Annotated in this window: 22 protein-coding genes and 1 tRNA gene; 10 read left to right on the top strand and 13 right to left on the bottom strand. The window is 66.9% G+C overall.

Annotated features, from left to right (window positions below):
- Positions 1 to 132: 132 nt before the first annotated feature.
- From ADE01S_RS19730 to ADE01S_RS19715, 4 genes are all read left to right on the top strand, one after another.
- On the top strand, positions 133 to 831 hold the full coding sequence (locus tag ADE01S_RS19730; RefSeq protein ID WP_062683426.1) for a DUF6776 family protein: 699 nt from the start codon (positions 133 to 135) through the stop codon (positions 829 to 831).
- A gap of 120 nt (positions 832 to 951) precedes the next feature.
- Positions 952 to 2580: an FAD-dependent monooxygenase gene (locus tag ADE01S_RS19725; protein ID WP_062683425.1), complete on the top strand. Its 1629-nt coding sequence runs from the start codon at positions 952 to 954 to the stop codon at positions 2578 to 2580.
- Entirely contained in the window at positions 2577 to 2804 is a 228-nt protein-coding gene (locus ADE01S_RS19720; protein WP_062683424.1) for a hypothetical protein, read from the top strand. The genes ADE01S_RS19725 and ADE01S_RS19720 overlap by 4 nt, the downstream gene beginning before the upstream one ends.
- Positions 2801 to 3256 (top strand): MarR family winged helix-turn-helix transcriptional regulator, encoded by a 456-nt coding sequence (locus tag ADE01S_RS19715; protein WP_062683423.1) that lies wholly within the window; start codon positions 2801 to 2803, stop codon positions 3254 to 3256. The genes ADE01S_RS19720 and ADE01S_RS19715 overlap by 4 nt, the downstream gene beginning before the upstream one ends.
- Positions 3257 to 3260: 4 nt before the next feature.
- On the opposite strand, the gene ADE01S_RS19710 is transcribed toward ADE01S_RS19715, so the two are convergent.
- From ADE01S_RS19710 to ADE01S_RS19700, 3 genes are all read right to left on the bottom strand, one after another.
- Positions 3261 to 3587: a 4a-hydroxytetrahydrobiopterin dehydratase gene (locus ADE01S_RS19710; RefSeq protein ID WP_062683422.1), complete on the bottom strand. Its 327-nt coding sequence runs from the start codon at positions 3585 to 3587 to the stop codon at positions 3261 to 3263.
- Positions 3588 to 3681: 94 nt separating this feature from the next.
- Positions 3682 to 4329 carry a YiaD family glycine zipper/OmpA-like lipoprotein gene (locus ADE01S_RS19705; protein WP_062683421.1) on the bottom strand — a complete coding sequence of 216 codons (648 nt, stop codon included), beginning with the start codon at positions 4327 to 4329 and terminating at the stop codon, positions 3682 to 3684.
- Between the two features lie 126 nt (positions 4330 to 4455).
- Positions 4456 to 5112 (bottom strand): HAD family hydrolase, encoded by a 657-nt coding sequence (locus tag ADE01S_RS19700; protein ID WP_062683420.1) that lies wholly within the window; start codon positions 5110 to 5112, stop codon positions 4456 to 4458.
- 351 nt (positions 5113 to 5463) lie between these two features.
- On the opposite strand from ADE01S_RS19700, the gene ADE01S_RS19695 reads away from it, so the two are divergent.
- The 5 genes from ADE01S_RS19695 to ADE01S_RS19680 all read left to right on the top strand — a co-directional run bounded on the left by ADE01S_RS19695 (position 5464) and on the right by ADE01S_RS19680 (position 9490).
- The gene (locus ADE01S_RS19695; RefSeq protein ID WP_062683419.1) at positions 5464 to 5832 is read left to right on the top strand and encodes a YuaE family lipoprotein; all 369 of its coding nucleotides are present in this window, start codon (positions 5464 to 5466) and stop codon (positions 5830 to 5832) included.
- Positions 5829 to 6950, top strand: a complete 1122-nt coding sequence (locus ADE01S_RS19690; RefSeq protein ID WP_062683418.1) for an FKBP-type peptidyl-prolyl cis-trans isomerase — start codon at positions 5829 to 5831, stop codon at positions 6948 to 6950. The genes ADE01S_RS19695 and ADE01S_RS19690 overlap by 4 nt, the downstream gene beginning before the upstream one ends.
- A gap of 83 nt (positions 6951 to 7033) precedes the next feature.
- The gene (locus ADE01S_RS32315; protein ID WP_367305467.1) at positions 7034 to 7291 is read left to right on the top strand and encodes a hypothetical protein; all 258 of its coding nucleotides are present in this window, start codon (positions 7034 to 7036) and stop codon (positions 7289 to 7291) included.
- On the top strand, positions 7288 to 8193 hold the full coding sequence (locus tag ADE01S_RS19685) for an amidohydrolase family protein (protein ID WP_062683417.1): 906 nt from the start codon (positions 7288 to 7290) through the stop codon (positions 8191 to 8193). The genes ADE01S_RS32315 and ADE01S_RS19685 overlap by 4 nt, the downstream gene beginning before the upstream one ends.
- A gap of 67 nt (positions 8194 to 8260) precedes the next feature.
- A complete protein-coding gene (locus ADE01S_RS19680; RefSeq protein ID WP_062683416.1) occupies positions 8261 to 9490 on the top strand; it encodes an MFS transporter in 1230 nt (409 codons plus the stop codon).
- A gap of 37 nt (positions 9491 to 9527) precedes the next feature.
- Here the strand turns inward: ADE01S_RS19680 and ADE01S_RS19675 are convergent, their stop codons facing one another.
- From ADE01S_RS19675 to ADE01S_RS19640, 8 genes are all read right to left on the bottom strand, one after another.
- Positions 9528 to 10250 (bottom strand): SDR family NAD(P)-dependent oxidoreductase, encoded by a 723-nt coding sequence (locus ADE01S_RS19675; protein ID WP_062683415.1) that lies wholly within the window; start codon positions 10248 to 10250, stop codon positions 9528 to 9530.
- Position 10251: 1 nt separating this feature from the next.
- Positions 10252 to 11295: a histone deacetylase family protein gene (locus ADE01S_RS19670; RefSeq protein WP_062683414.1), complete on the bottom strand. Its 1044-nt coding sequence runs from the start codon at positions 11293 to 11295 to the stop codon at positions 10252 to 10254.
- Positions 11296 to 11325: 30 nt separating this feature from the next.
- Positions 11326 to 12924: an ABC transporter ATP-binding protein gene (locus ADE01S_RS19665; protein ID WP_062683413.1), complete on the bottom strand. Its 1599-nt coding sequence runs from the start codon at positions 12922 to 12924 to the stop codon at positions 11326 to 11328.
- Between the two features lie 3 nt (positions 12925 to 12927).
- Positions 12928 to 13764 (bottom strand): ABC transporter permease, encoded by an 837-nt coding sequence (locus tag ADE01S_RS19660; protein WP_062683412.1) that lies wholly within the window; start codon positions 13762 to 13764, stop codon positions 12928 to 12930.
- Complete coding sequence (locus ADE01S_RS19655; protein WP_370511554.1) at positions 13761 to 14738, bottom strand: ABC transporter permease; 978 nt, start codon at positions 14736 to 14738, stop codon at positions 13761 to 13763. Before ADE01S_RS19655 ends, ADE01S_RS19660 begins: the two co-directional genes overlap by 4 nt.
- A gap of 15 nt (positions 14739 to 14753) precedes the next feature.
- Positions 14754 to 16346, bottom strand: coding sequence for an ABC transporter substrate-binding protein (locus ADE01S_RS19650; protein ID WP_062683410.1), 1593 nt, complete (start codon positions 16344 to 16346; stop codon positions 14754 to 14756).
- Positions 16347 to 16438: 92 nt separating this feature from the next.
- Positions 16439 to 17764 carry an aspartate aminotransferase family protein gene (locus ADE01S_RS19645; protein WP_087881413.1) on the bottom strand — a complete coding sequence of 442 codons (1326 nt, stop codon included), beginning with the start codon at positions 17762 to 17764 and terminating at the stop codon, positions 16439 to 16441.
- A gap of 11 nt (positions 17765 to 17775) precedes the next feature.
- Positions 17776 to 18879 (bottom strand): phosphotransferase, encoded by a 1104-nt coding sequence (locus ADE01S_RS19640; protein ID WP_062683409.1) that lies wholly within the window; start codon positions 18877 to 18879, stop codon positions 17776 to 17778.
- Positions 18880 to 19194: 315 nt separating this feature from the next.
- On the opposite strand from ADE01S_RS19640, the gene ADE01S_RS19635 reads away from it, so the two are divergent.
- Positions 19195 to 19887, top strand: coding sequence for a GntR family transcriptional regulator (locus ADE01S_RS19635; protein WP_062683408.1), 693 nt, complete (start codon positions 19195 to 19197; stop codon positions 19885 to 19887).
- Positions 19888 to 20185: 298 nt separating this feature from the next.
- Here the strand turns inward: ADE01S_RS19635 and ADE01S_RS19630 are convergent.
- Both ADE01S_RS19630 and ADE01S_RS19625 read right to left on the bottom strand, forming a co-directional pair.
- Positions 20186 to 20261, bottom strand: a tRNA-Lys gene (locus tag ADE01S_RS19630).
- A gap of 152 nt (positions 20262 to 20413) precedes the next feature.
- Entirely contained in the window at positions 20414 to 21160 is a 747-nt protein-coding gene (locus tag ADE01S_RS19625) for a 3-oxoacyl-ACP reductase family protein (RefSeq protein WP_062683407.1), read from the bottom strand.
- Between the last annotated feature and the right edge of the window lie 79 nt (positions 21161 to 21239).

The following is a 21239-nucleotide window of genomic DNA, read 5'->3' as shown; positions in this document are numbered from 1 at the left end:
CACAATATCAAGGTGCGCAACCAGGCTTGTCCGCGCACCCAACGCCCCGGCTAACGGGGTATTCTCTGACGCTTTGACCCGCGCGCAGCCCGCGGATGAGCCTAAATTACAGGAAGTTTTCTAGGAATGGGGATGTTCGGAAGATCGCAACGGGCCGTGTTCAAGCCCTCCGTATACCAACCGGGGCAACGCACGCGCCGCATGCCGCGCTGGCTCGTCCTGCTGCTGGTGGGCATTGCCCTGGGCGCGGGCGGCGTGCTCTTCCTCCAGACCAACTACGGTCCGCAACGGCTGACCGTCGAGCAATCCGAACAGCTGCATACCGAACTCAGCGCGTCCAACCTCGAACGCCAGCGCCTGCAAAGCCAGCTCGAAGAAGCCACGCAGCAGCGCGACGCCAACAAGTCCGGCCACGAAAAGCTGACCAGCGACCTGGCCGAGGCCCGCAGCAAGATCGACACGCTGAACAAGGAACTGGTCCTGTTCCAGGACGCCATGCCCGCAGACCCGCGCGGCGGCAACCTGGGCATCCGCTCGGCCACCTTCAAGCGCGCGCCGGGCCAGCTCGACTTCCAGGTCCTGGTCATGCGCGAAGAACGCCAGGGCGCGCCGTTCAAGGGCACGCTCACCTTCTCCATCGACGGCACCTACCCCAACGGCCGCGCCGCCACGGTCACGCCCGAAGGCCCCACCCTGAACGTGGACCGCTACGACTACGCGATCGGCCAGTTGAAGCTGCCCGACGGCTTCACGCCCAAGGTCGTGGTGCTGCGCGTCATGGACGGCGGGCAGAAGCAACACGCGATGCGCATCTACTACGTGCGCAACTGAACCGCCGCCCCGACCCGAAGCCCGCCCTGATCCGGCGGGTTTTTTTTGTCTTCAAAAAGTAGTTGCGCACACAACCACCCCAGCATATAGTTGCGCAAACAACCAAACTGCGGAGACACCATGACGCTCCCCTCTCACGTTCCCGTCCTCATCGCCGGCGGCGGCCCCGTCGGTCTGATGCTGGGCGCCCTGCTCGCCGAATACGGCATCGCCTCCCTTACCGTGGAAGCGGACGACGACTACTGCAGCGGCAGCCGCGCCATCTGCATTTCCCGGCGCTCCCAGGAAATCATGGGCTGGGTCGGCGCGGACCGCCCGCTCGCGGCCACGGGCCTGGCCTGGACCGGCGGACGCAGCTACTACCGCGACCGCGAGGTCCTGCATTTCGAAATGCCGCACGAGCCGCTGCAGCGCTATGCGCCCATGGTCAACATCCAGCAGTACGCGGTGGAGGAATATGCCCACCAGGCCATGCAGCGCCATCCGGAACTGGCCGCGCTGCAATGGTCGGCCCGCGTCGCCGGCCTGCAGGCCGACGACAGCGGCGTGACCGTCGAGGTAGACAGCGGCGGCCAGCGTCACAGCGTTCGCGCCGACTGGCTGATCGCCTGCGACGGCGGCCGCAGCACCGTGCGCGAAGCGATGGGCCTGAAGCTGGAAGGCATGCAGTACGAAGGGCGGTACGTCATCGTCGACATCGAACAGGAATCCCGGCGCCCGGTCGAGCGCCTGGCCTGGTTCGACCCGCCGTCCAATCCCGGGTCCACCCTGCTCATGCACCGCCAGCCCGGCAACGTCTGGCGCGTGGACTACCAGATCCGCGACGACGAGGATCCCGAAGAGGCCGTCAAGCCCGAAAACGTGCTGCCGCGCGTGCAGAGCCACCTGGACATGATCGGCGAGACCGCGCCCTGGAAGCCGCTCTGGATCTCCATCTACAACGCCAAGTGCCTGACCCTGGACAGCTATCGCCACGGCCGGGTCCTGTTCGCCGGCGACGCCGGCCACCTGGTGCCCATCTTCGGCGTGCGCGGCCTGAACTCCGGGCTGGACGACGCCGGCAACCTCGCCTGGAAACTGGCCTGGGTGCTGAAAGGCCAGGCGCCCGATTCGCTGCTGGACAGCTACAGCGTCGAGCGCGTCCACGCCACCCGGCAGAACCTGGCCTACGGGGCCAAGAGCACGGAATTCATGGCGCCGCCGGACTATGGCTTTCGCCTGATGCGCGAAGCGGCGCTGCGCCTGGCACTGGTGAACGACGCGGTGCGGCCGCTGATCAACCCGCGTCAGTCCGCGCCCATCTCGTACGACACCTCGCCGCTGAACCTGGCTGACCGGGCGCCGCATGCCGGCGCCGCGGCGCCCGGCCAGCCCGCGCCCGAGGCGCTGCTGCACGACGGCGACACATCCCGCCATCTGAGCGAATACTTCGGCGCCGGCTTCGTGGCGCTGGCGTTCTCCCCCGGCCCGGCGCTGACGGCGGACCTGGAGGCCCTGGCCGCCTCGTCCCGCGGCGCGCCCCAACCCTTGCGCGTGCTGCGCATCGGCACGGACGCCGGCAGCCTGCGCGACACCCATGGGCAACTGCGCCAGCGGTTCGGCGGCGACGCCGGCACCGTCTACCTCATGCGGCCGGACGGCTACGTGCTGGGCCGCTGGGCGGCGCCCGCGGCCAGCGCCCTGCTCGCGGCGCTCCAGCCCTACTACCCCTCGATCGACCTGACCCCGAACAAGGAAGGCCAAGCATGACCAACGACGAACTGGACCAGACCTACACCGGGATGGCGCAGGCGCTCACGCGCGTCGGCGAAGCGCAGGCGCCGCTCTTCCTGTCCATCCTGAGCCTGTCGCTGCTGACCCTGCTGACCGACGCCAACCAGGCTGCGGCGCTGCTGGCGCAGGCCGAGGCCGCCTGCCAGCCCGACGGCCCTGTGGCAAACTATCCCGCCCCCACCGCCGCCGCCCCGACGTGACCCAGCCCGCCCTCGAACGATTCCTGACCTATCGCCTGCACGTGCTCAACAAGATCACGGACCGGGACACGAATCGCGTCTATCTGGCGGATTGCGGCATTCCCCTGGGCGAGGCGCGCTGCCTGGCGGCCATCGGCCGCTATGCGCCCCTGTCCGTCAACGACCTGGCGCGCGCGGCCAACCTGAACAAGGGTCAGGCCAGCCGCTCGGCGCAGGCGCTGGTGGAGCGCGGCCTGGTCGAGAAAACGAATTCCGAGTCCGACGGGCGTGGCGTGGTGCTGGCGCCGACCGCGGCCGGCGTGGCGCAGTACCGGCGCGTCATCGACCTGATCGCCCGGCGCAACGACGAAATCTTCGCCTGCCTGAGCGCGGACGAACAGCGCCTCCTGGGCGGCATGCTCGACCGCCTGATCGACCACCTGCAGGCCCGCGACGACGCCGCGGACGACTGAACCCTCAGGCGCCGGCCTTCGGCGCGGTCCCGCCCAACTGCGCGGCCGCCTCGTCCATGAACTGCGCCATGCGCACGTCCAGCTCGGTCACGCCGCCCGCGTCATGGGTGGTCAGGGTCACGTCCACGCGGTTGTAGACGTTGGTCCATTCGGGATGATGGTTCAGCTTTTCCGCGAACATCGCCACGCGCGTCATGAAACCGAACGCGGCATTGAAGCTGGCGAAGCGGAAGCGCTTCTCGATGGCGTCGCGCATCGCCACCGCCTGCCAACCGGACAGGGCGGCCACCGCGGTATCGGTGCCTATGCGGGCGGGAGGAAACATGGACATGGCGGACTCCGGAAAAGTGCCCCTGTCGCCGGAGCCGGCGGCCGCGCAACGCGCCGGCCGCCAGAGGCGCAGGAACAGGGGCACGGGCCGGGAATTACTGCTTCACGGCGTACAGGTAGATCTCCACGCGCCGATTCAGCGCGCGGCCTTCTGCGGTCGCATTATCTCCGATCGGATCGTTCGGGCCGCGCCCTTCCACGGACAGGCGGCCGGCGGCCACGCCCTGCTTGCTCAGGTAGTCCGTCACGCTCTTCGCGCGGTTGACCGAGAGCGTCTGGTTGTGCGCGAGCGCGCCCGTGCTGTCGGTGTGGCCGACGACCTTCGCCCGCAACTCGGGATGCTGGTTGAGCGAACGCGCCACGCTGTCCAGGACGGGCAGCAAGGCGGGCTTGAGTTGCGTCTTGTCCGTGTCGAACGACACGCCGCTGGGGATGTTGACCTTGAGGCTGCCGTCGGGCATTTCCACCACGTCGATCCCGAGCGAGGACGCGCCCGAATTCTGCACGTCTTCCTTGACGACCTTCCAGTTGTAGCCGACCAGCCCGCCCGCCACCGCGCCGATACCCGCGCCGATGGCCGCGCCCGTGCCGTGGCCGATCAAGGCGCCGATGCCCGCGCCGAGCGCGGCGCCCGCGCCGGTGCCCACGGCGGTATTGGTCTGCTGTTGCGTGGCGCACCCGGCCAGCAAGGCCCCCGATGCCGCGACAATTGCGATACGGTTGAATATTGTTCTTGAACGCATGGCAACCTCCACTATCCCGTCGGTATGCCGGATCATTCCGGCTTGCCCATGCTAGCAAGCGGAAGGGCCGCCACGGGCAACATTTTGTATTGCCCAAGCGGCGGCCTGGAGGCCTATCCGGCGCGCTCAGCCGGCGTGGAACCCGGCCAGCCACGGCAGCGCCGCATCCAGCCCCGGCGACTCCCGCTCGGGGCGCGCCGCGCCGTCGGGCAGGGTCAATCCCACGCGGTTGTGCCAGTAGGTGCGCAGCCCCACCTTGCTGGTGCCGAACATGTCGTAGCCGGATCCCGCGATGAACGCCGCCTGCGGCGGCTCGACCTCCAGGCGCGCGAGGGCCAGCGCGTAGGGGCGCGGGTCGGGCTTGTAATAGCCGGCCTCCTCGGACGTCACCACCACGTCCCATTCCACGCCCAGCAGGGCGGCCGCCCGGTGACCCAGGCGCTCGGAACAGTTGGTAACTACCCCCAGCCGGCAATGCGGACGCAGCGCCTGCAACAGTTCGCGCGCGCCGTCCCAGACGGGCAGCTCGTCCCAGTGGGCTTCCAGCGCCCGCGGCGCCGCGGCGGGCAGGCCCACCGCCTGCGCCGCCTCCTCCACCAGGCGCTCATAGGGTTGATAGGCGCCGCAGCCGTAGGTCCGGCGCAGGTACTCCGCGCGCCAGGCCCGGCCGGCGGACTCGGCGCCTGCCGCGCGGTTCCAGACCGTCCAGGAATCGAGCAGGGCGGTCAGCAGATCGAACAGCACGGCGCGGGGATAGGAAGACGTAACGGCGGGACTGGGCATGCGGCGCTCTCTCGGAATGATGATGGGCCCACTATAAATAGTCCGGCGCTCGCCGTGATTCACGGCCCGTTTACCCACACTTAAGCCAGTCCTTAATGCGCCACGCTCGGCGCACCCGGCGTTCCCAGGCCGCAAGCGCCTCGAATGGACCGAGTTGCATCCAGGCGCACCTGCGGAAATCGCGCCCACCAAATCAGACAGGCCCTATATTCTTCGCGCAGCCATCTGTGGTCTATTGCTGGTCAAAACCTCGATCCCCCCGAATCGATGCGATCGCCATCGCCGACGCGGCGCGATCGGCTGCCCGCCCGTTCGGCAGGCGGTTTCGCACTCATCCGTGGACCAGCATTCATGAAATTTCTCCCAGCCAGCGCAGCCATTCTGTCTGCCGCGTTAGCCCTGGCAGGCTGCAGCGCCCGCCCCACCGCCCTCGTCGCCACGAAAGACGATGCCATCGACAAGAACCAGCAGTGCTACCAGGAATTCTCCGCGCTGAAGCAGTTGAACCCGGACGCCTACGAAACCTACAGGGCCCAGCTCGCCGCCATCAACGAAAACTACGTTCTCTACAAATCCAATGCTTCGGCAATCGACGGCAAGGCGGCCGAAGTCATGCAGACCGAAATCGACAGGGTGCTTTCGCTGGTGTGCTTCCGCATCAATAACGCCATCTATTCCAACATGCTGCAGCGTGCGCAGGGCCTGCACAGCCAGCTATGAAAAAACCCATCGGCACCGCGCTGTGCTGCGCGCTCATGTTTTCCGTTGCCAAGGCGCCCGCCTCCGAAACCAGCCTGCTGGATAGGTTGGCAGAAGAGAACATCATCGGCAGCGATTCGCATCGCCGCTCGATCCCTGCGCCTGTTCCCGCGCCCGCGCCACAGCAGGCGGCCGGGCAGATCGGCGAACTGACCCGGCAACTGAACGACGCGCTGGCGCAAAAGCAGGCGCTAGAGAACGAACTTGCCGCCCTGCAGGCGGCGGCTGCCAGCCGCCCCGCCCATGACGCATCCGAAGCCGGATCCGATGCGGCCGGGAAGGAAATCATCGGCCTGAACCAGCAGGTCGCCGAGCTTCTCGCGCAAAACCAGATCCTGGCGCGGCAGCGGGAGGAACAGGAACGGGCGCTGGCGGACTTGCGCAAGGCCAACCAGCAGGCGGGCAACAAGCCGGCCTCGCAACAGGCCGGCGACGCAAAGGGAGAAATCCCGGGCCCGGCAAGGCGTGTCGCCATCGACAGCACCGCCCCGAAGGATGTCCGCATCAGCTACGCGCTGGGCGCCTGGTACGGAGACAGCGCGCCGCAGGAAACACAAAAGCTGCAATCCATCGGCCGAAAGCTGGACCTGCCCGCGTTCGCGCAGGGGTTCAACGACCGGGTCGCCAACAGCATGCAATTGCCCCAGAACACGATTTCCGCCGATCTTGCCAGCGTGGACCAGCAGTTGGATGCCGCCATGCTGTCCAAGAATGAAAAGCAGAGCAAGGTCCTGCTGGCGGAGGCCGCAAAAGAAAAAGGCGCCGTCAAGATGCCGGACGGCGCCGTGTATCGCATCCTGAAGAAGGGCACGCCGCCCATGGTGACCGCCCAAAACGAAATCCTCTTCGAGCTGGAAGAAAAGCTGAGCTCCGGCGAAGTGCTTTCCACCAAGGAAGGAGTCACCAGCAAGGTCACGGATCTGCCGCCGGCATTCAAGGCGGCCGTCACTCAGTTGGGGCTGGGCGGCTCCGCGAAAATCCACGTTCCCGCGAAGCTGATTGAGGGCGATTCGGGCAGCGAAGACATTCCACCCGGAGCGAGCTTGATCATGACGATCAAGATCGTCGGAATCAAGTAAGGCGCGCCGGAACCTCGTGCCCGGAATTGGATGCGGCGGAATTGACGGCCATCTATGAATTGCGGCTGGACCTCGAAAGCGCGGTGGCCGCCTTGGCCGCTGAACGCCGCACCCAGGAAGACGTGGACGTCATGGAACACATCCTGCGGCGCCTGGAGGCAGCCCTGTGCTGCTCACCGCGCGCGAACACACGCAACGCGAAGAAGGACTACCCGAACAAGTGCATCGCGAGCACGTTGCGATCTTCGAGGCCATCGCATCGTCGACTTTCCGTCAATTGCCGGCCGTTCACAAGAATGGGCGTTGAACCATCGGCACCTTGCCATTGGAGACGAGCATGACCAGCTTCGAACCGCGCCCGGACGCGGACATCCCTCATTGCCTTGCCCCGCTGCCCCTGGGCGAGCATGAGCCCCCGGCATTCGATATCCCCGCCGGCGCCGTCGACACCCACGCCCACGTCGTGGCCGGGGACGCCGGCATATACCCCATGGTGCCGGAGCGCACCTACACGCCCCCGCCCGCGACCGAGCAGATGTACCTGGACATGCTCCGCAGCCAGGGCATGTCGCGCGGCGTGCTGGTGCAGATCAGCGTCTATGGCACCGACAATCGCTACATGCTGGAGGTGCTGCGCAGGCACCCCGACCAGTTGCGCGGCATCGGCGTCGTCGGCCCGGATGTCACCGACCGTGAGCTCCAGAACATGCATGCCGCCGGCGTGCGCGGCCTGCGCCTGAACGTACTGTTTGGCGGCGGCATCGGTTTCGACGCCATGGAAACCCTGGCGCACCGGACCAAGGACATGGGATGGCACATGCAGTTCCTGATGGACGCGCGCCAGTTGCCCGAACTGCTGCCCAGGATGCGCAAGCTTCCCGTGCCCGGCGTCGTCGACCACATGGGCCACATGCCCGTGGCCGAAGGCCTGCAAAGCGCAGGCTTCCAGGCCCTGCGCCATATGCTGGTCGACCATGGCTGGTGGGCCAAGCTCTCCGGCGCCTACCGCATCAGCACCCGATTCGATGCATACGAGGACGTCACGCCCTGGGCGCGGGCATTGATCGAAGCCGCGCCAGATCGCGTCGTGTGGGGCAGCGACTGGCCGCATGTGCACATATCGCCCATGGTCGACACCGGCCGGCTCCGCAACCAGCTGGCCGCCTGGGCGCCCGAGCCCGAATTGCGGCGACGCATACTGGTGAGCAACCCGCAGCGGCTCTACGATTTCCCCGCCGTCTAGGGCCCATTCACCTTCACCCGCGCGCCCGCCGCGGCGCGTCTTGGCAAGAAGAATCAGGAGTCGACACATGCAGTGGTACAGGGAAATGAACAAGACCGAGCGCCGGACGTTCATCGGCGCCTTCGGCGGCTGGGCGATAGACGCGCTGGATTTCATGGTGTTCACCTTCGTGATCTCCACACTCATCAGCCTGTGGGGCATCGAAAAGGGCCAGGCCGGCATGCTTGGCACCGTAACGCTACTGTTCTCGGCGATCGGCGGCTGGCTGGCGGGCATCCTGGCGGACCGCTACGGCCGCGTGCGCATCCTGCAAATCACCATTCTCTGGTTCTCCGCCTGCACGGTGGCCATCGGTTTCGCGCAGAATTTCGAACAACTCCTGATCCTGCGGGCGCTGCAAGGGCTGGGCTTCGGCGGAGAATGGGCCGTCGGTTCGGTGCTGATGGGGGAAATCGTTCGCGCGCAGCACCGCGGCAAGGCGGTCGGCACGGTGCAAAGCGGCTGGGCGGTAGGCTGGGGCGCTGCCGCGATTCTCTACACCATCGCGTTCTCGGTGCTGCCTCCCGAATGGGCGTGGCGCACGCTGTTCTGGATCGGCGTCGCCCCCGCGTTCCTCGTCATCTACATCCGCAAGCACGTCCCGGAACCCGAAGTCTTCCAGCGCGCGCGCGCCCAGGCGCAGAGCTCGGCGGAACGGCCCTCCTTCTGGAAGATCTTCTCCCCTTCCCTGCTGAAAACCACGATGGTCACCGCATTACTGTGCACCGGCGTCCAGGGCGGCTATTACGCCATTACCACTTGGCTGCCCACCTTCCTCAAGACGGAGCGCCAGTTGTCCGTTCTGGGCACCGGCGGCTATCTGATGGTCATCATCGTGGGCTCGTTCTGCGGCTACATCGCCGGCGCGTATTCCGCCGACAAGCTCGGGCGCCGGGCCAACCTGCTGATTTTCTCCGTTCTGTCGGCGCTGACAGTTTATGTGTACACGCTCGTGCCGCTGAGCAACGACGCGATGCTGGTCCTTGGCTTTCCGCTGGGTTTCGCGGCATCCGGGATATTCAGCGGTATCGGTGCCTACCTGACCGAGCTGTTCCCGACGGACGTGCGCGCAAACGGGCAAGGTTTCGCGTACAACTTCGGCCGGGGCATCGGAGCGCTGTTCCCCAGTCTGGTGGGGTTTCTTTCGCAGACGCATGGCCTGGGATGGGCCATCGGCGCATTCGCCACGGGCGCCTACGCCATCGTCATCGTCACGGCGCTATTGCTGCCCGAAACGAAGGGCAAGGTACTGAGCTGACGGTCGGCGGAATCGGCCCGGGCAATGAATGCCCGGCTCAGAACGCCGTTTCCACCCGCCAGCTGATCGGGATTTCCGCCACACTGGCCGTGGCGGAAAGCTCCAGCGCCATCCGGGCGATGCGGGCCACTTCCTGAGGCTGGGTCAGTTGCGCCTTGATGGAGTCGTCCACGCCATCGGCCATATCGGTGGCGACGAAGCCCGGGCAGATCGCGGTGCAACGGATGCGGTCCGGCTCGCCGGCATGGCGGATGCCATGGGCCAGCATCAGCGCGGCCGCCTTGCTCATGGAATACAGCCCGCCTTCGGCCGCGCGCACGCGCTTGCCGGCCAGCGAGGCGATGACCAGCACCTTGCCTTCCGGCGCGGCCCGCAAATGCGGCCATGCCAGCCGCGTCAGGCGCATGGGCGATTTGACGTTGACGGCGAAGATATCGTCGAAGTCCTCGTCGCTGGCCTCGACCACCGACTTGTCGCTCAGGATGCCGGCGTTGTGCACGATGGCGTCGATGCGGCCGAAATGGCCGTGCGCAGCCGCCACCCAGGCGGCCTCGCTTGCGGGATCGCGCGCGTCGAACGGCGACCAATGGCACCGGTCGGCCCCAAATTCCGCCAGCGCCGCCACGGGCTGGCGCGTTCCCGCGGATACCCGCCAGCCGTGCGCCAGCAACTCGCGCGCCAGCGCCAGCCCGATGCCTCGGCTCGCGCCGCTGATCAGCACGACGCGGCCCGCGCCTGCCCCGGATTCGGCAGTCCTCATGTCAGGCCCCCTGGCGCGTCAGATAGCCTTCCACCAGCGAATTGACGTTGGCGCGCAGCGTATCGACCTTGTAGCCCCCTTCCTGCACGAACAGGGTGGGCACGCCCAGCTGGGCGATGCGGTCGCCCAGCACCGCGTAATCGGCCGTGTCGATATCGAGGTTGCCGAAAGGATCGTGGCGGAACGTGTCGTAGCCCGCCGCCACCACCAGCGCGCCTGGCGCGAAATCCTTGATCCGCTGGAGCGCCCGGTCGAAGTGGCCGAGGTAGCCGTCGATCGCCGTGCCGCCTTCCATGGGCAGGTTGCAGTTGTAGCCCTCGCCCGCGCCAGTGCCGATCTCGTCGGCATAGCCGCAGATGAACGGGAACAGCGTTTCCGGCTTGCCGTGCAGCGACACCGTCAGCACGTCGTCGCGGTCGTAGAAGATCTGCTGCGTGCCGTTGCCGTGGTGCACGTCGATGTCCAGCACGGCCACGCGGCCAAAGCGCTTGGCCAGGCGCTGCGCGGCAATCGCGGTGTTGGCGATGTGGCAGCCGCCCATCGCCAGGTCGCGCATGGCGTGGTGGCCGGCCGGGCGCAGCAGCGCATACGCGCTGCGCTCGCCCGCGATGATCGCGTCGGCCGCCGCCACCGCGGTATCCACGCTGCCGTTCATATTGACCCAGGCGTCCTGGACCAGCGGCGAGCCGCCGTCGCCCAGGTACTGGCCGGCCAGCGTCACCGGGATGCGCGTGCGCAGCGTGGGAAAGTAGCGGTTGGTGTTGATGTACGGCCGCACCTCGAACGAGGCATCCGGCGCCTTGGACCATTCATCCCAGGCGGTTTCCAGGTAGTGCAGGTAGTCGGGCGCATGGACTTCGAACAATTCGACGGGACGCTCGGCGGCGCGCTGCACGAACCGGCAGTCCAGGCGCAGGTCGTCGCGCAGCGCGGCCAGGATTTCGATGCTGCGCTCGGCGCGGTCGTGGTGCTGCTTGAGCAAGCCACGGATCATGGCATTGCCGGGCCAGGGCACGTCATGGGTCGGGGAGATGAAGGCTTTCACTGCGCGATCCTATAAAGCGTGTGGGTGTGTTTATTTCCAGCTTCGTCCGGGCACCGCGGCGATCAGCTCGCGCGTGTACTCGTGCCGGGGATTCTCCAGGACCTGGGCGGTCGGGCCCTGCTCGACGATCTCGCCATGCTTGAGCACGATGACGCGATCGCACAACTGCGACGCCACGCGCAGATCGTGCGTGATGAAGAGCATGGACAGCCGCAGCTCCTGCTTCAATTGCCGCAGCATGGCCAGCACCTGGTCCTGCACCGAAACGTCCAGCGCCGACACCGGCTCGTCCGCCACGATCAGCTCCGGCGTCACGGCGATGGCGCGGGCAAAGCCCAGCCGCTGGCGTTGCCCGCCGGAGAATTCGTGCGGATAGCGGTCCAGCGCCGACGGATCCAGCTTGACCAGCCGCATCAGTTCGCGCGCCCGGTCCATGGCCGCGGCCGCCGACATGCCATGGCGGCGCATGCCGCCCGTCAGGATGCGCGCCACGGTATGGCGCGGGTTGAGCGAACCGTAGGGGTCCTGGAAGATCATCTGCACCGAACGGCGCCGCGCCGGATCGGCGAACGCGCCTTCAGCCAGCAGGTCGGCCCCGCGCAGGCGCATCTCGCCGCCGTCGGCCGACACCAGGCCGGCCAGCATGCGGCCGATGGTCGACTTGCCCGAGCCCGATTCGCCCACCAGCCCCACCGTCTCGCCGCGCCGGATATCGAACGACACGCCCTTGACCGCCGGGAAGCGCTGGGCCGGGCCGAACCACTTGCCCTTGCGCAGATAGGTCTTGCGCAGATCCTTGATCGTCAGCAGGGGATCGGGCTGGCTCGCGATCGCGGGCGGCGGCCGGAACGACGGCACCGCGGCCAGGAGCGACTGCGTGTAGGCCGCCTGCGGCTCGTGCAGCACCTGCCGCGCCGCGCCGGACTCGACCACCTTGCCGCCCTGCATCACGACGATGCGGTCGGCGATTTCGGACACCACGCCGAAGTCGTGCGTGATGAACAGCACGGCCAGGCCCTTGCGCTGCTGGATCTCCTTGATCAGCGCCAGGATCTGCGCCTGGGTGGTCACGTCCAGCGCCGTGGTCGGCTCGTCCGCGATCAGGATATCGGGTTCCAACGCCAGGGCCATCGCGATCATGACGCGCTGGCGTTGCCCGCCCGACAATTGATAAGGGTAGGAATCGGCGATGCGGGCATGGTCCGGCAGCCCCACCGACGTCAGCAGCTCGGCGACGCGCGCCTCCACCTTGGCCGCATCGCGCATGCCGTGCGTGCGCAACATCTCGCCGATCTGGCGGCCACAGCGCATCAGCGGATTGAGCGCGCTGAGCGGCTCCTGGAACACCATGGCGATGCGCTTGCCGCGCACCTTGCGCAACTCGCCCAGCGACATGCCGGCCAGTTGCAGTTCGCCCAGGCGGATCGCCCCGCCGGCGATCCGCAGGCCGCGCGGCAGCAGGCCCAGCACGGCATGCGCCAACGTGGACTTGCCCGATCCCGACTCGCCCACCACGCACACGATTTCATGCGGGTTCAAGGTCAGGCTGACGTCGTCCACCGCCAACTTGCGGTCGCCGCCCGCCGGCAGCGAAATCGACAGGTTTTCAATCTGAAGCAACGGCGTCACGGTTCACCCCTTGCGATGGAGACGGGGATTGAGCGCATCGTTGAGCCCCTCTCCCATCAGGTTGACCGCCAGCACGGTGACGAAGATCGCGACGCCCGGAAACAGGCACATCCACCAGGCCAGCCGCAGGAACGTGCGCGACGCGCCCACCATATAGCCCCAGGTCATCAGGTTGGGATCGCCCAGGCCCAGGAAGCTGATGGCGCTTTCCAGCAGGATGGCGTTGGCCACCATCAGCGAGGCCATCACGATCAGCGGCGACACGCAGTTGGGCAGGATTTCGGTGAACACGATGCGGGCGCGCGAATAGCCCTGCACCGTGGCGGCCTCCACGAACTCGCTGGCCTTGACCCGCATGAATTCGGCGCGCACCAGCCGCGCGATCGGCGGCCAGCTCACCAGCGCCACGGCGGTGATGACCGATCCGAAGGACGGCTGGAAGATCGCCACCAGCACGATGGCGAACAGAAAGCTGGGGATGGTCTGGAAGATTTCCGTCACGCGCATCAGCAGCTCGTCCCAGCGGCCGCCGAGATACCCGGCCGGCACGCCGATCAGCATGCCGATGAACACCGCCACCACCGTCGCCACCACGCCCACCAGCAGCGAGGCCTGCGCGCCGTGCACGATGCCCGCCGCGATGTTGCGGCCCATGGAGTCGGCTCCCAGCCAGGCGCCGGCTTCTTCAAACGGACGCAGGAACGGCGCTTCGGTGGTATCCCAGGGATTGAGGGGATAGAGCCAGTGGGCGCCCAGGGCCATCAGCACGATGGCGCTCAGGCAGACCAGCCCGACCACGGCGCCGGCATTGGTGAAATATCGCTTGATCAATGACTTCATGATTGACTCTGCATGCGGGGATCGACGAGGCGGTAGATCAGGTCGGTCAGCAGGTTGAACGCGACCACCACCACCGACGTGCAGAAAAACACCCCCAACAGGACGGGATAGTCGCGCTGCTGCAAGGCATCGAAGGCCAGCCGGCCGATGCCCGGCCACGCGAACACGGTTTCCACCAGCACCGACCCGCCGATCAGCTGCCCGGCCTGCATGCCCGCCAGGGTGATGACCGGCAGGACCGCGTTGCGCAACTGGTGCACCCAGACCACCCGACCGGACGACAGGCCCTTGGCCCAGGCCGTCTTGACGAAATCGGCCCCCTGGATCTCGTTCATGGAGGCCCGCGCCAGGCGCGTGTAGACCGCCAGGTTGAAGCCCGCCAGCGTGACGACCGGCAATAAGGCGTGCTTGGCGATGTCCAGCATTCGCGATATGCCGGTCAGCGACGAACCCATGGTTTCGTAGCCGAAGGCCGGCAGCCAGCCCAGGCTGACCGAGAACCCCAGCACCAGCAGCAGGCCGACCCAGAAGATGGGCGTGGCGTAGAACGCCAGCGACGCCGCCGTGATGGCGGAGTCCAGCCATGATCCCCGGTATCGGCTGGCCAGCGCGCCCAGCAGTATCCCGCCCAGCAGGGCGATCAGGAACGCCGGAATCGCCAGCACCAGCGTGGCCGGCAAGCGGTCGGCGATCATGTCCCAGACGGGACGCTGCTGCCGATAGCTGTAACCCAGGTCCAGCGTGGCGATGGATTGCAGATAGCTTCCCAGCTGCACCACGAGCGGTTGGTCGAGTTTGAACTCCCGGCGCAACTGCTCCAGGAACTTCGCGTCGGACGATCCGGCTTCGCCGGCCAGCACGCTGACCGGGTCGCCGGGCGCCATGTGGACCAGGGCAAAGTTGATGACGGCGACTGCGATCAGCACCGTGACCGATTTACCCAGCACCGAAAGTAAGGGCCGCAGCCACCTCATCATGCGTTCTCCCGCTTACTTCTCGATGTAGGTCGTCGCGAAGCTTTCCGCCACGCCGATGGCGGACGTCGTCACGTTCTTGACCTTCTTGTTGGTGATCGTGGGGAAGGCCAGTTCGACCAGCCACGCGGTCGGCGCATCCTTGGCGACCTGGCCGTAGGCCTGCGAATACAGCTGCTGGCGCTTGACCGGGTCCACTTCCTTCGCGGCGGCGATCAGCGCGGCGTCCACGTCCTTGTTCACGTAGCCCGAGGTGTTGGTGCCGTAGCCGCCCTTGTGGATGTTGTCCGAACGATAGGTGCGATCCACGCCCAGCGCCGGGTCCGAGTACTGGTACAGGTACTCGACCACCGTATCGAATTCCCAGTTGGAGTAGCGCCGGGCCCAGCTGCCGGCATCGGTGCTTTCCAGCACCACTTCCACGCCCACCTTGGACAGCGAGTTCTTCACGTACTCCGACACCTTGGTCCAGGTGTCGCCATACGGCAGGCCCAGCAGCTTGATGCTGGCGCGCTTGCCGCTGGCGTCGGGCTTCAGGCCCATTTCGTCGAGCAGCGCGATGGCCTTCTTCGGGTCGTAGTCGTAGCGCGGCAGCTTGTCGTCGTAGAAACGCGTCACCGACGACACCGGGCCCGTGGCCGGACGCGCGGCGCCGAAGAAAATGCGGTCGGCGAGGAACTTGCGGTCGATGGCGTACTGGATGGCCTGGCGGAAGCGCGCGTCGTCCAGCGGCTTGGCGCGATGGTTGAGCTCGATCGCGGCGTGCGAGCCGGTGAACTCATAGCCCTGGGTCGTGACTTCCAGCTGGGGGTTGGCCTTGATCTGCGGCAGGAAGGCGAAGTCGATATCGCCGAAGCTGGCCACCTGCACCGAACCGCTTTCCAGCGCCACCAGGCGCGAATTGGCGTCCGGGATCACCTGGAAGTAGATCTTGTCGAGGTAAGGCAGATTGGGGCGCCAGTACTTGTCGTTGCGCTCCAGCAGCACGAAGCGGCCGCGCTGCCATTCCTTGAACTTGAACGGTCCGGTGCCGATCGGCGTCTGGTTGGCCGGGTTGTTGCGGAAATCCGTGCCCTTGTAGATGTGGGCCGGCACGATGGGCGCGGACGACACCTCGAAGGCGTTGATGAAGGGCGAATACGGCTCCTTCAGCGTGATGACGATGGTCAGCGGACCGGTCTTCTCGATGCTCGCCACATGGCTCAGGTTGTTGCGGGCGCGCGCATGCACCTCGGGCAGGTATTCCTTGAGCGAAAACAGCACGTCGTCAGCCGTGAACGGCTTGCCGTCGTGCCAGGTCACGCCTTCCTGCAACTCGAAGGTGTAGGTCAGGCCGTCGGCCGACACGTTCCACGACTTGGCCAGGCTGGCCTGGGGATTCAGTTTGAAATCGTAGGTCAGCAGGCTCTCGTAGATCTTGCCGCCGACGATCTGCGTGGGCGTCTGCTGGTTCAGGCCCAGCATCAGGATGGGCGGCTCGGGATTCAGGATCACATTGAGCGTGCCGCCGTGCGTCTGCGCCATGGCGGCCGTGCCTGCCCCCAGGACGGCGGCGCCGGCCAGCAGGACATTCAGTGCGGTTTTCCTGAAGAACTTAGTGTTGCGCATGATGATTCCCTTGCGTATTCGACGTGGTGGAGTGGGACGGATCTTGTGAAACGTCTTGTTGTTGTGTTGTGGTATCGGCGTGTTGGCGCGGCTCAGCGCAGCGCGGCCCGGCACTGCTCGTCCAAGGCCGCGGCCAGGATGGCGGCATGCTCGGGCCGGAACACCAGCGGCGGGCGGATCTTGAGCGTGGAAGCATTGCGGCCCGCGGTGCCCAGCAGCACGCCGGACTGGCGCAAGCCGTTGACGATGCGCTGGGTCAGGCGGGCGGCATGCGCCGCATCGCCGTCGGGCGACACGATGTCGACCCCCCAGTACAGGCCGTGTCCGCGCACCGCGCCCAGGCATTCGTGACGCCGCGCCAGATCGGCCAGCGCCTGCCCCATGGCCTGGCCGGCGCGCTCGACGTGGGCCGGCGCGTCCATGCGCGCCAACTCGTCCAGCACGGCCAGGCCCACGGCCGACGACACGGTATTGCCGCCGAAGGTGTTGAAATAACGGCATTCGCGGCCGAAGGCCTCGACCAGGCGCGACTGCGCCACCAGGCCGCCTATCGGATGTCCGTTGCCCATGGGCTTGCCCATGGACACCATGTCCGGGATCACGCTGTCGCGCTGGAATGCCCACCAGTTGACGCCCATGCGGGCAAAGCCACCCTGCACTTCGTCGGCGATGAACAGCCCGCCCCGGGCGCGCACGCGTTCGGCCGCCAGGGTCAGCGCCTCGCCGGGATCGGCGTACAGGCCATCGCTGGCGAACACCGTGTCGACCATGAGCGCGGCCACCGGCGTGCCGGCGGCTTCCAGCTCGTCGGCCGCCGCGTCCACGCTGGCGGCGAACCTGGCCGCGACTTCCTGCGGCGTGCCTTCCAGCAGGCAGGGCGCCGGAATGGTGCGGACGTGCGCGCCGACCGGACGCAGCGACGGCGACACGTCGGCCAGCGCCATCGTCACGCCGTGATAGGCGTTGCCGGTCACGATCACGCCGCGCCGCCCCGTCGCCTCGAAAGCGATGCGCAGCGCCAGATCGTTGGCCTCGCTGCCCGTGCAGGTGAACATGGCGGTGTCGAGCGCGCTCGGGAACAGCGCCAGCAGGCGCTCGGCGTAGCGCACCACGCCGTCGTGCAGATAGCGCGTGTGCGTGTTGAGCACCGACGCCTGGCGCGTCAGCGCCTCTACCACGGCGGGATTGGCATGACCGACCACCGGCACGTTGTTGTAGGCATCCAGATAGCGGCGCCCAGACGCGTCGTACAGCCACACGCCCTCGCCGCGCACCAGTTCCACCGGCTCTTCATAGAACAACCGGTAGGCCGGCCCCAGCGCCTTGCGCCGCGCCAGCAGGTCCTGCTGCGTATTGCTGCCGTTCACCGTCATCGCATGTCCTTCGCTCGTTTCTTGCGCGGCATCGCGCAACTCCATGCGGGACGCGCTCAGCGCGCGCCCCGGCTCCATTCGTCGTACAGCTCGTTGAACAGCGCCGTCGCCGCCGCGCGGCTGCGCAGGATGTAGGCGCCGTTGCCGGGAAAGCGCAGGGCGCGCCAGGACGGGATCGCCATGCGCTGCACAAGGCGGGCCAGCACCAGGTCCAGCACGTGGCGCCGTTCGTCCGGCGTCAGCGGCAGCACCGACTCGTAGCCCGCCACCACGGCGGACAGCACGTCCAGGGGACGGCCGGGCGCCGTCATCTGATAGGACGCGGCGATCGCGACCTCGGCGATGCGCGGCGCGTGGACCATGTCGCCGAAATCCAGAATGCCCGCCAGGTCCGTGCCCGCCTCGTTCACCAGGATGTTGCTGGGAGACAGGTCGTTATGGATGATCTGGCTGGGCAGCGCCGCCAGCGCCGGCACCACGTCCCGCTCGAAGACGTCCAGGTAGGCGGCGATGCGCGCCCGCTCGTCGGGCGACTCCACCGCGTCCAGCATCGGCCGCACCCGCGCCACCTGACAGGCGTCCCACAGGAACTGCCGATGCGCCGCCGGATGCTCGAAATCGACAAGCTGCGCGTCCAGCCGCCCCGCCGCCCTGCCCACCGCCTGCCAGGATTGCGGCCCGGCCGCCATGGCCGCGCCGGGGCGGCCCGGCAGGAAGCCATAGGCCCGCACCCGCACCGCGCCCGCGAGGTCCGGAACGCGGAAGTCCAGCCAATCCTGCAGGGCCGCGCCATCGTCGCTGCCCGGCCGGATATCCGGATCCGCCGACAGGCCGGCCGCGTCCGCGGGCTGGTGATGCGGCGCCCGCAGCGTGCCCAGGCCCGTCTGGCGCGCTTCCAGGTGCTTCAGCACCGCGATCTGCATCCGCGTTTCGTCCGGGCTTTCCGCGCCGTTGATGAACTTCAGCGTCAAGGATGCGCCGTCCTTGCGGCTGATCCGGAAGTTCATGTCGCGCTCCCCCGAGAGCGGAACGCACTGCGCATAACCGGGGTAGCAGGCCCCGGCCACGCGTTCGGCATCCTCCTGCCGGATCGGCGGAGGCGAATTGACCAGCAGGGCGTCCACCGGTTCTTCCATGCCGGCGGCGGCGTCGGACAGCATCACTAGGCATCCCAATTAAAATATTTGATGCATCATGCATCAATATCGCGGAATTACGACATCGGTGTAATCCCGGAGATGGAAATCCCGGCAAAGCCGCTCTCAAGCGCTTGTTTTTCCTATAAGACTGATAAAGTAGGAGCTGGGCCGAAAGCGCGCCCTCCGCCCGCCCGGACAGCGTTTCCCGTGGCGGACTTATGACTTCAGGCACCTACCTTGATGCATCATCCGAGCGCAAGCCCTCCTATCCCGCCCTCCGCCGAGCCTCTCGCGCCCACTCAACTGCCCCCGCAGGCCGAGGCCCGTTTTTCGGCCATGCAGTACGAAAGCATGGGCAACCGGGTCTACACCAAGATCTGCAGCGCCCTGATGGAAGGCCAGCTCCGGCCCGGAGACCGGCTGCGCATCCGGGAACTGGCGGCGGAACTGGGCACCAGCATTACCCCCGTGCGCGACGGCGTGCTGCGCCTCGTGCAGGACGGCGCGCTCGTCATGCGCAGCGCGCGCGACATCCGGGTAGCCGAAGTCACCCTCCCCGAATACCTGGAAATCCGCGACATCCGGCTGGAACTGGAAGGCATGGCCGCCGCCCGGGCCGCCGAGGTCGCCTCCGCCGAAGACATCGCGCGCATGGAAGCGCTGATCGAACAGAACGAACAGGCGCTGGCCGCCGGCGAAGTCCTCGCCGCCATCAGCCTGAACCAGCACTTCCATTTCGAATACTGTCGCATCGCCAATATGCCGGTGCTCCTGAGCATCCTGGAGCGCCTCTGGCTGAAGATGGGCCCGCTGATCGCCCAGTGCTATTCAGAGGGAGGCCGCGACATGATCGACGGCCACTACTCGCTGCTCACCGCCATGCGCAACCGCGACAGCCAGGCGGCCCGGATCGCCGTCCAGACTGACATCCTGTCGGGCGGCCAGGTCATCCTGGAACTGAAGAAGCGTTCCGCGCAGGCTGCCGAAACCGGCGGCGGCGCAGCTGCGGCGACAAGGCAGGCGCGTTAGTCGGCTTGCGGGCTTGCGGCGGAGCCCGCCGCAAGCTGCGCACGATGGACTGCCCCGCGCTGCGTCAAGTGGGACGAGCCCGAGACATCGCCGAAACACATCTCCGATATGCGGATGCCCATCGCAGCCATGCGAACGTCGCTCAGCTGGGGCACATAGGCGCCGCTGTGTCACGCATACCGCCGGAACTTTCATACGCGAAATGCGCATCCCATGAATCATGCGCAGTCAAAATCCCCGGAAAAACAAAAAGCCCACCGAGATTCGGTGGGCTTTTTTCTGGGGCTTCCAGGAATTCTGGTGGGCTGTGAGTGGCTCGAACACTCGACCTACGGATTAAGAGTCCGCTGCTCTACCAACTGAGCTAACAGCCCTTGCAATTCACTCAGTCCTGATCCGCCTTGCTGCGCTTTTACTGCCGGCGCCGCTGCGTTTCGTTATGTGTGTACTGCGAAGAAGCAAGATTATATGCAGCTTTTTTGGTTTGTGCAAGTTGGGTGCGGAAAAATTTTTGGCGGGCCCTGCGTCAGGCCGCGAAGCCCCCGTCTACCGCCAGGCTCGCGCCCGTGATGTAGCGCCCTTCCGGGCCGGCCAGGAAGGCGACCATGCCGGCGATGTCGCGGGTTTCGCCGTAGTGCGGCAGGGCCAGCACCGCGACCAGGTCGCCCGCGTGCGCGCCGTCGGCGGGATTCATGTCGGTGTCGATCGGGCCGGGGTGCACCACGTTGACGGTGATGCCGCGCGGGCCCAGGTCGCGGGCCAGGCCTTGCGTCAGGCCGACCAACGCCGCCTTGCTCGCGGAGTACAGCGCCACGCCCGGGCGGCCGGCGCGCGCGGCGAGGCAACTGCCGATGTTGATGATGCGGCCGCCGTCGGGCATGACGGCCTGGGCAGCCTGGATCGCGACGAAGGGCGCGCGCACGTTGATATCCATCGTCCGTTCGTAGTCGTCCAGGCGGGCTTCGCCGATGGGGCCGGTAATGAACACGCCCGCGTTATTGACCAGCACGTCCACCGGACCGAGTTCGGCGATGGCTTGCTCGATCGCCTGCCTGACGGCGTCGGCGTCCGAGGCGTCGGCCTGGATGGCGAGGGCGCGGCGCCCATCCGTGGAGAGTTCGCGCGCCAGCGCCTGAGCGCCTTCGGCGGAGGATGGGCTCACGTAGGTGAACGCCACGTTGGCGCCATCGGCCGCCAGGCGGCGCACGATGGCCGCGCCGATGCCCCGGCTGCCGCCGGTCACGAAAGCGATTTTTCCAGTCAATTCAGGCATGGTCGGAATCCATATTTGTAGTGGTCAGTACAAATATATTCGCCGACCCGACGCCGGCCCGTCAACCATTTTTTTATCG

Origin of the sequence: Achromobacter denitrificans NBRC 15125, from assembly GCF_001571365.1 — a bacterium.
Taxonomy (GTDB): domain Bacteria; phylum Pseudomonadota; class Gammaproteobacteria; order Burkholderiales; family Burkholderiaceae_B; genus Achromobacter; species Achromobacter denitrificans.
This window is presented reverse-complemented; position numbering and strand designations above follow the sequence as displayed.

Bases quoted from the DNA above. Each gene is read 5' to 3' on its own strand.
- ADE01S_RS19690 (WP_062683418.1), top strand. From the start codon at position 5,829: ATGAAAAAACCCATCGGCACCGCGCTGTGCTGCGCGCTCATGTTTTCC.
- ADE01S_RS19730 (WP_062683426.1), top strand. From the start codon at position 133: ATGTTCGGAAGATCGCAACGGGCCGTGTTCAAGCCCTCCGTATACCAA.
- ADE01S_RS19700 (WP_062683420.1), bottom strand. From the start codon at position 5,112: ATGCCCAGTCCCGCCGTTACGTCTTCCTATCCCCGCGCCGTGCTGTTC.
- ADE01S_RS19725 (WP_062683425.1), top strand. From the start codon at position 952: ATGACGCTCCCCTCTCACGTTCCCGTCCTCATCGCCGGCGGCGGCCCC.
- ADE01S_RS19640 (WP_062683409.1), bottom strand. From the start codon at position 18,879: ATGCTGTCCGACGCCGCCGCCGGCATGGAAGAACCGGTGGACGCCCTG.
- ADE01S_RS19635 (WP_062683408.1), top strand. From the start codon at position 19,195: ATGCAGTACGAAAGCATGGGCAACCGGGTCTACACCAAGATCTGCAGC.
- ADE01S_RS19655 (WP_370511554.1), bottom strand. From the start codon at position 14,738: ATGAGGTGGCTGCGGCCCTTACTTTCGGTGCTGGGTAAATCGGTCACG.
- ADE01S_RS19710 (WP_062683422.1), bottom strand. From the start codon at position 3,587: ATGTCCATGTTTCCTCCCGCCCGCATAGGCACCGATACCGCGGTGGCC.
- ADE01S_RS19660 (WP_062683412.1), bottom strand. From the start codon at position 13,764: ATGAAGTCATTGATCAAGCGATATTTCACCAATGCCGGCGCCGTGGTC.
- ADE01S_RS19705 (WP_062683421.1), bottom strand. From the start codon at position 4,329: ATGCGTTCAAGAACAATATTCAACCGTATCGCAATTGTCGCGGCATCG.
- ADE01S_RS19680 (WP_062683416.1), top strand. From the start codon at position 8,261: ATGCAGTGGTACAGGGAAATGAACAAGACCGAGCGCCGGACGTTCATC.
- ADE01S_RS19695 (WP_062683419.1), top strand. From the start codon at position 5,464: ATGAAATTTCTCCCAGCCAGCGCAGCCATTCTGTCTGCCGCGTTAGCC.
- ADE01S_RS19720 (WP_062683424.1), top strand. From the start codon at position 2,577: ATGACCAACGACGAACTGGACCAGACCTACACCGGGATGGCGCAGGCG.
- ADE01S_RS19675 (WP_062683415.1), bottom strand. From the start codon at position 10,250: ATGAGGACTGCCGAATCCGGGGCAGGCGCGGGCCGCGTCGTGCTGATC.
- ADE01S_RS19650 (WP_062683410.1), bottom strand. From the start codon at position 16,346: ATGCGCAACACTAAGTTCTTCAGGAAAACCGCACTGAATGTCCTGCTG.
- ADE01S_RS19645 (WP_087881413.1), bottom strand. From the start codon at position 17,764: ATGGAGTTGCGCGATGCCGCGCAAGAAACGAGCGAAGGACATGCGATG.
- ADE01S_RS19625 (WP_062683407.1), bottom strand. From the start codon at position 21,160: ATGCCTGAATTGACTGGAAAAATCGCTTTCGTGACCGGCGGCAGCCGG.
- ADE01S_RS19685 (WP_062683417.1), top strand. From the start codon at position 7,288: ATGACCAGCTTCGAACCGCGCCCGGACGCGGACATCCCTCATTGCCTT.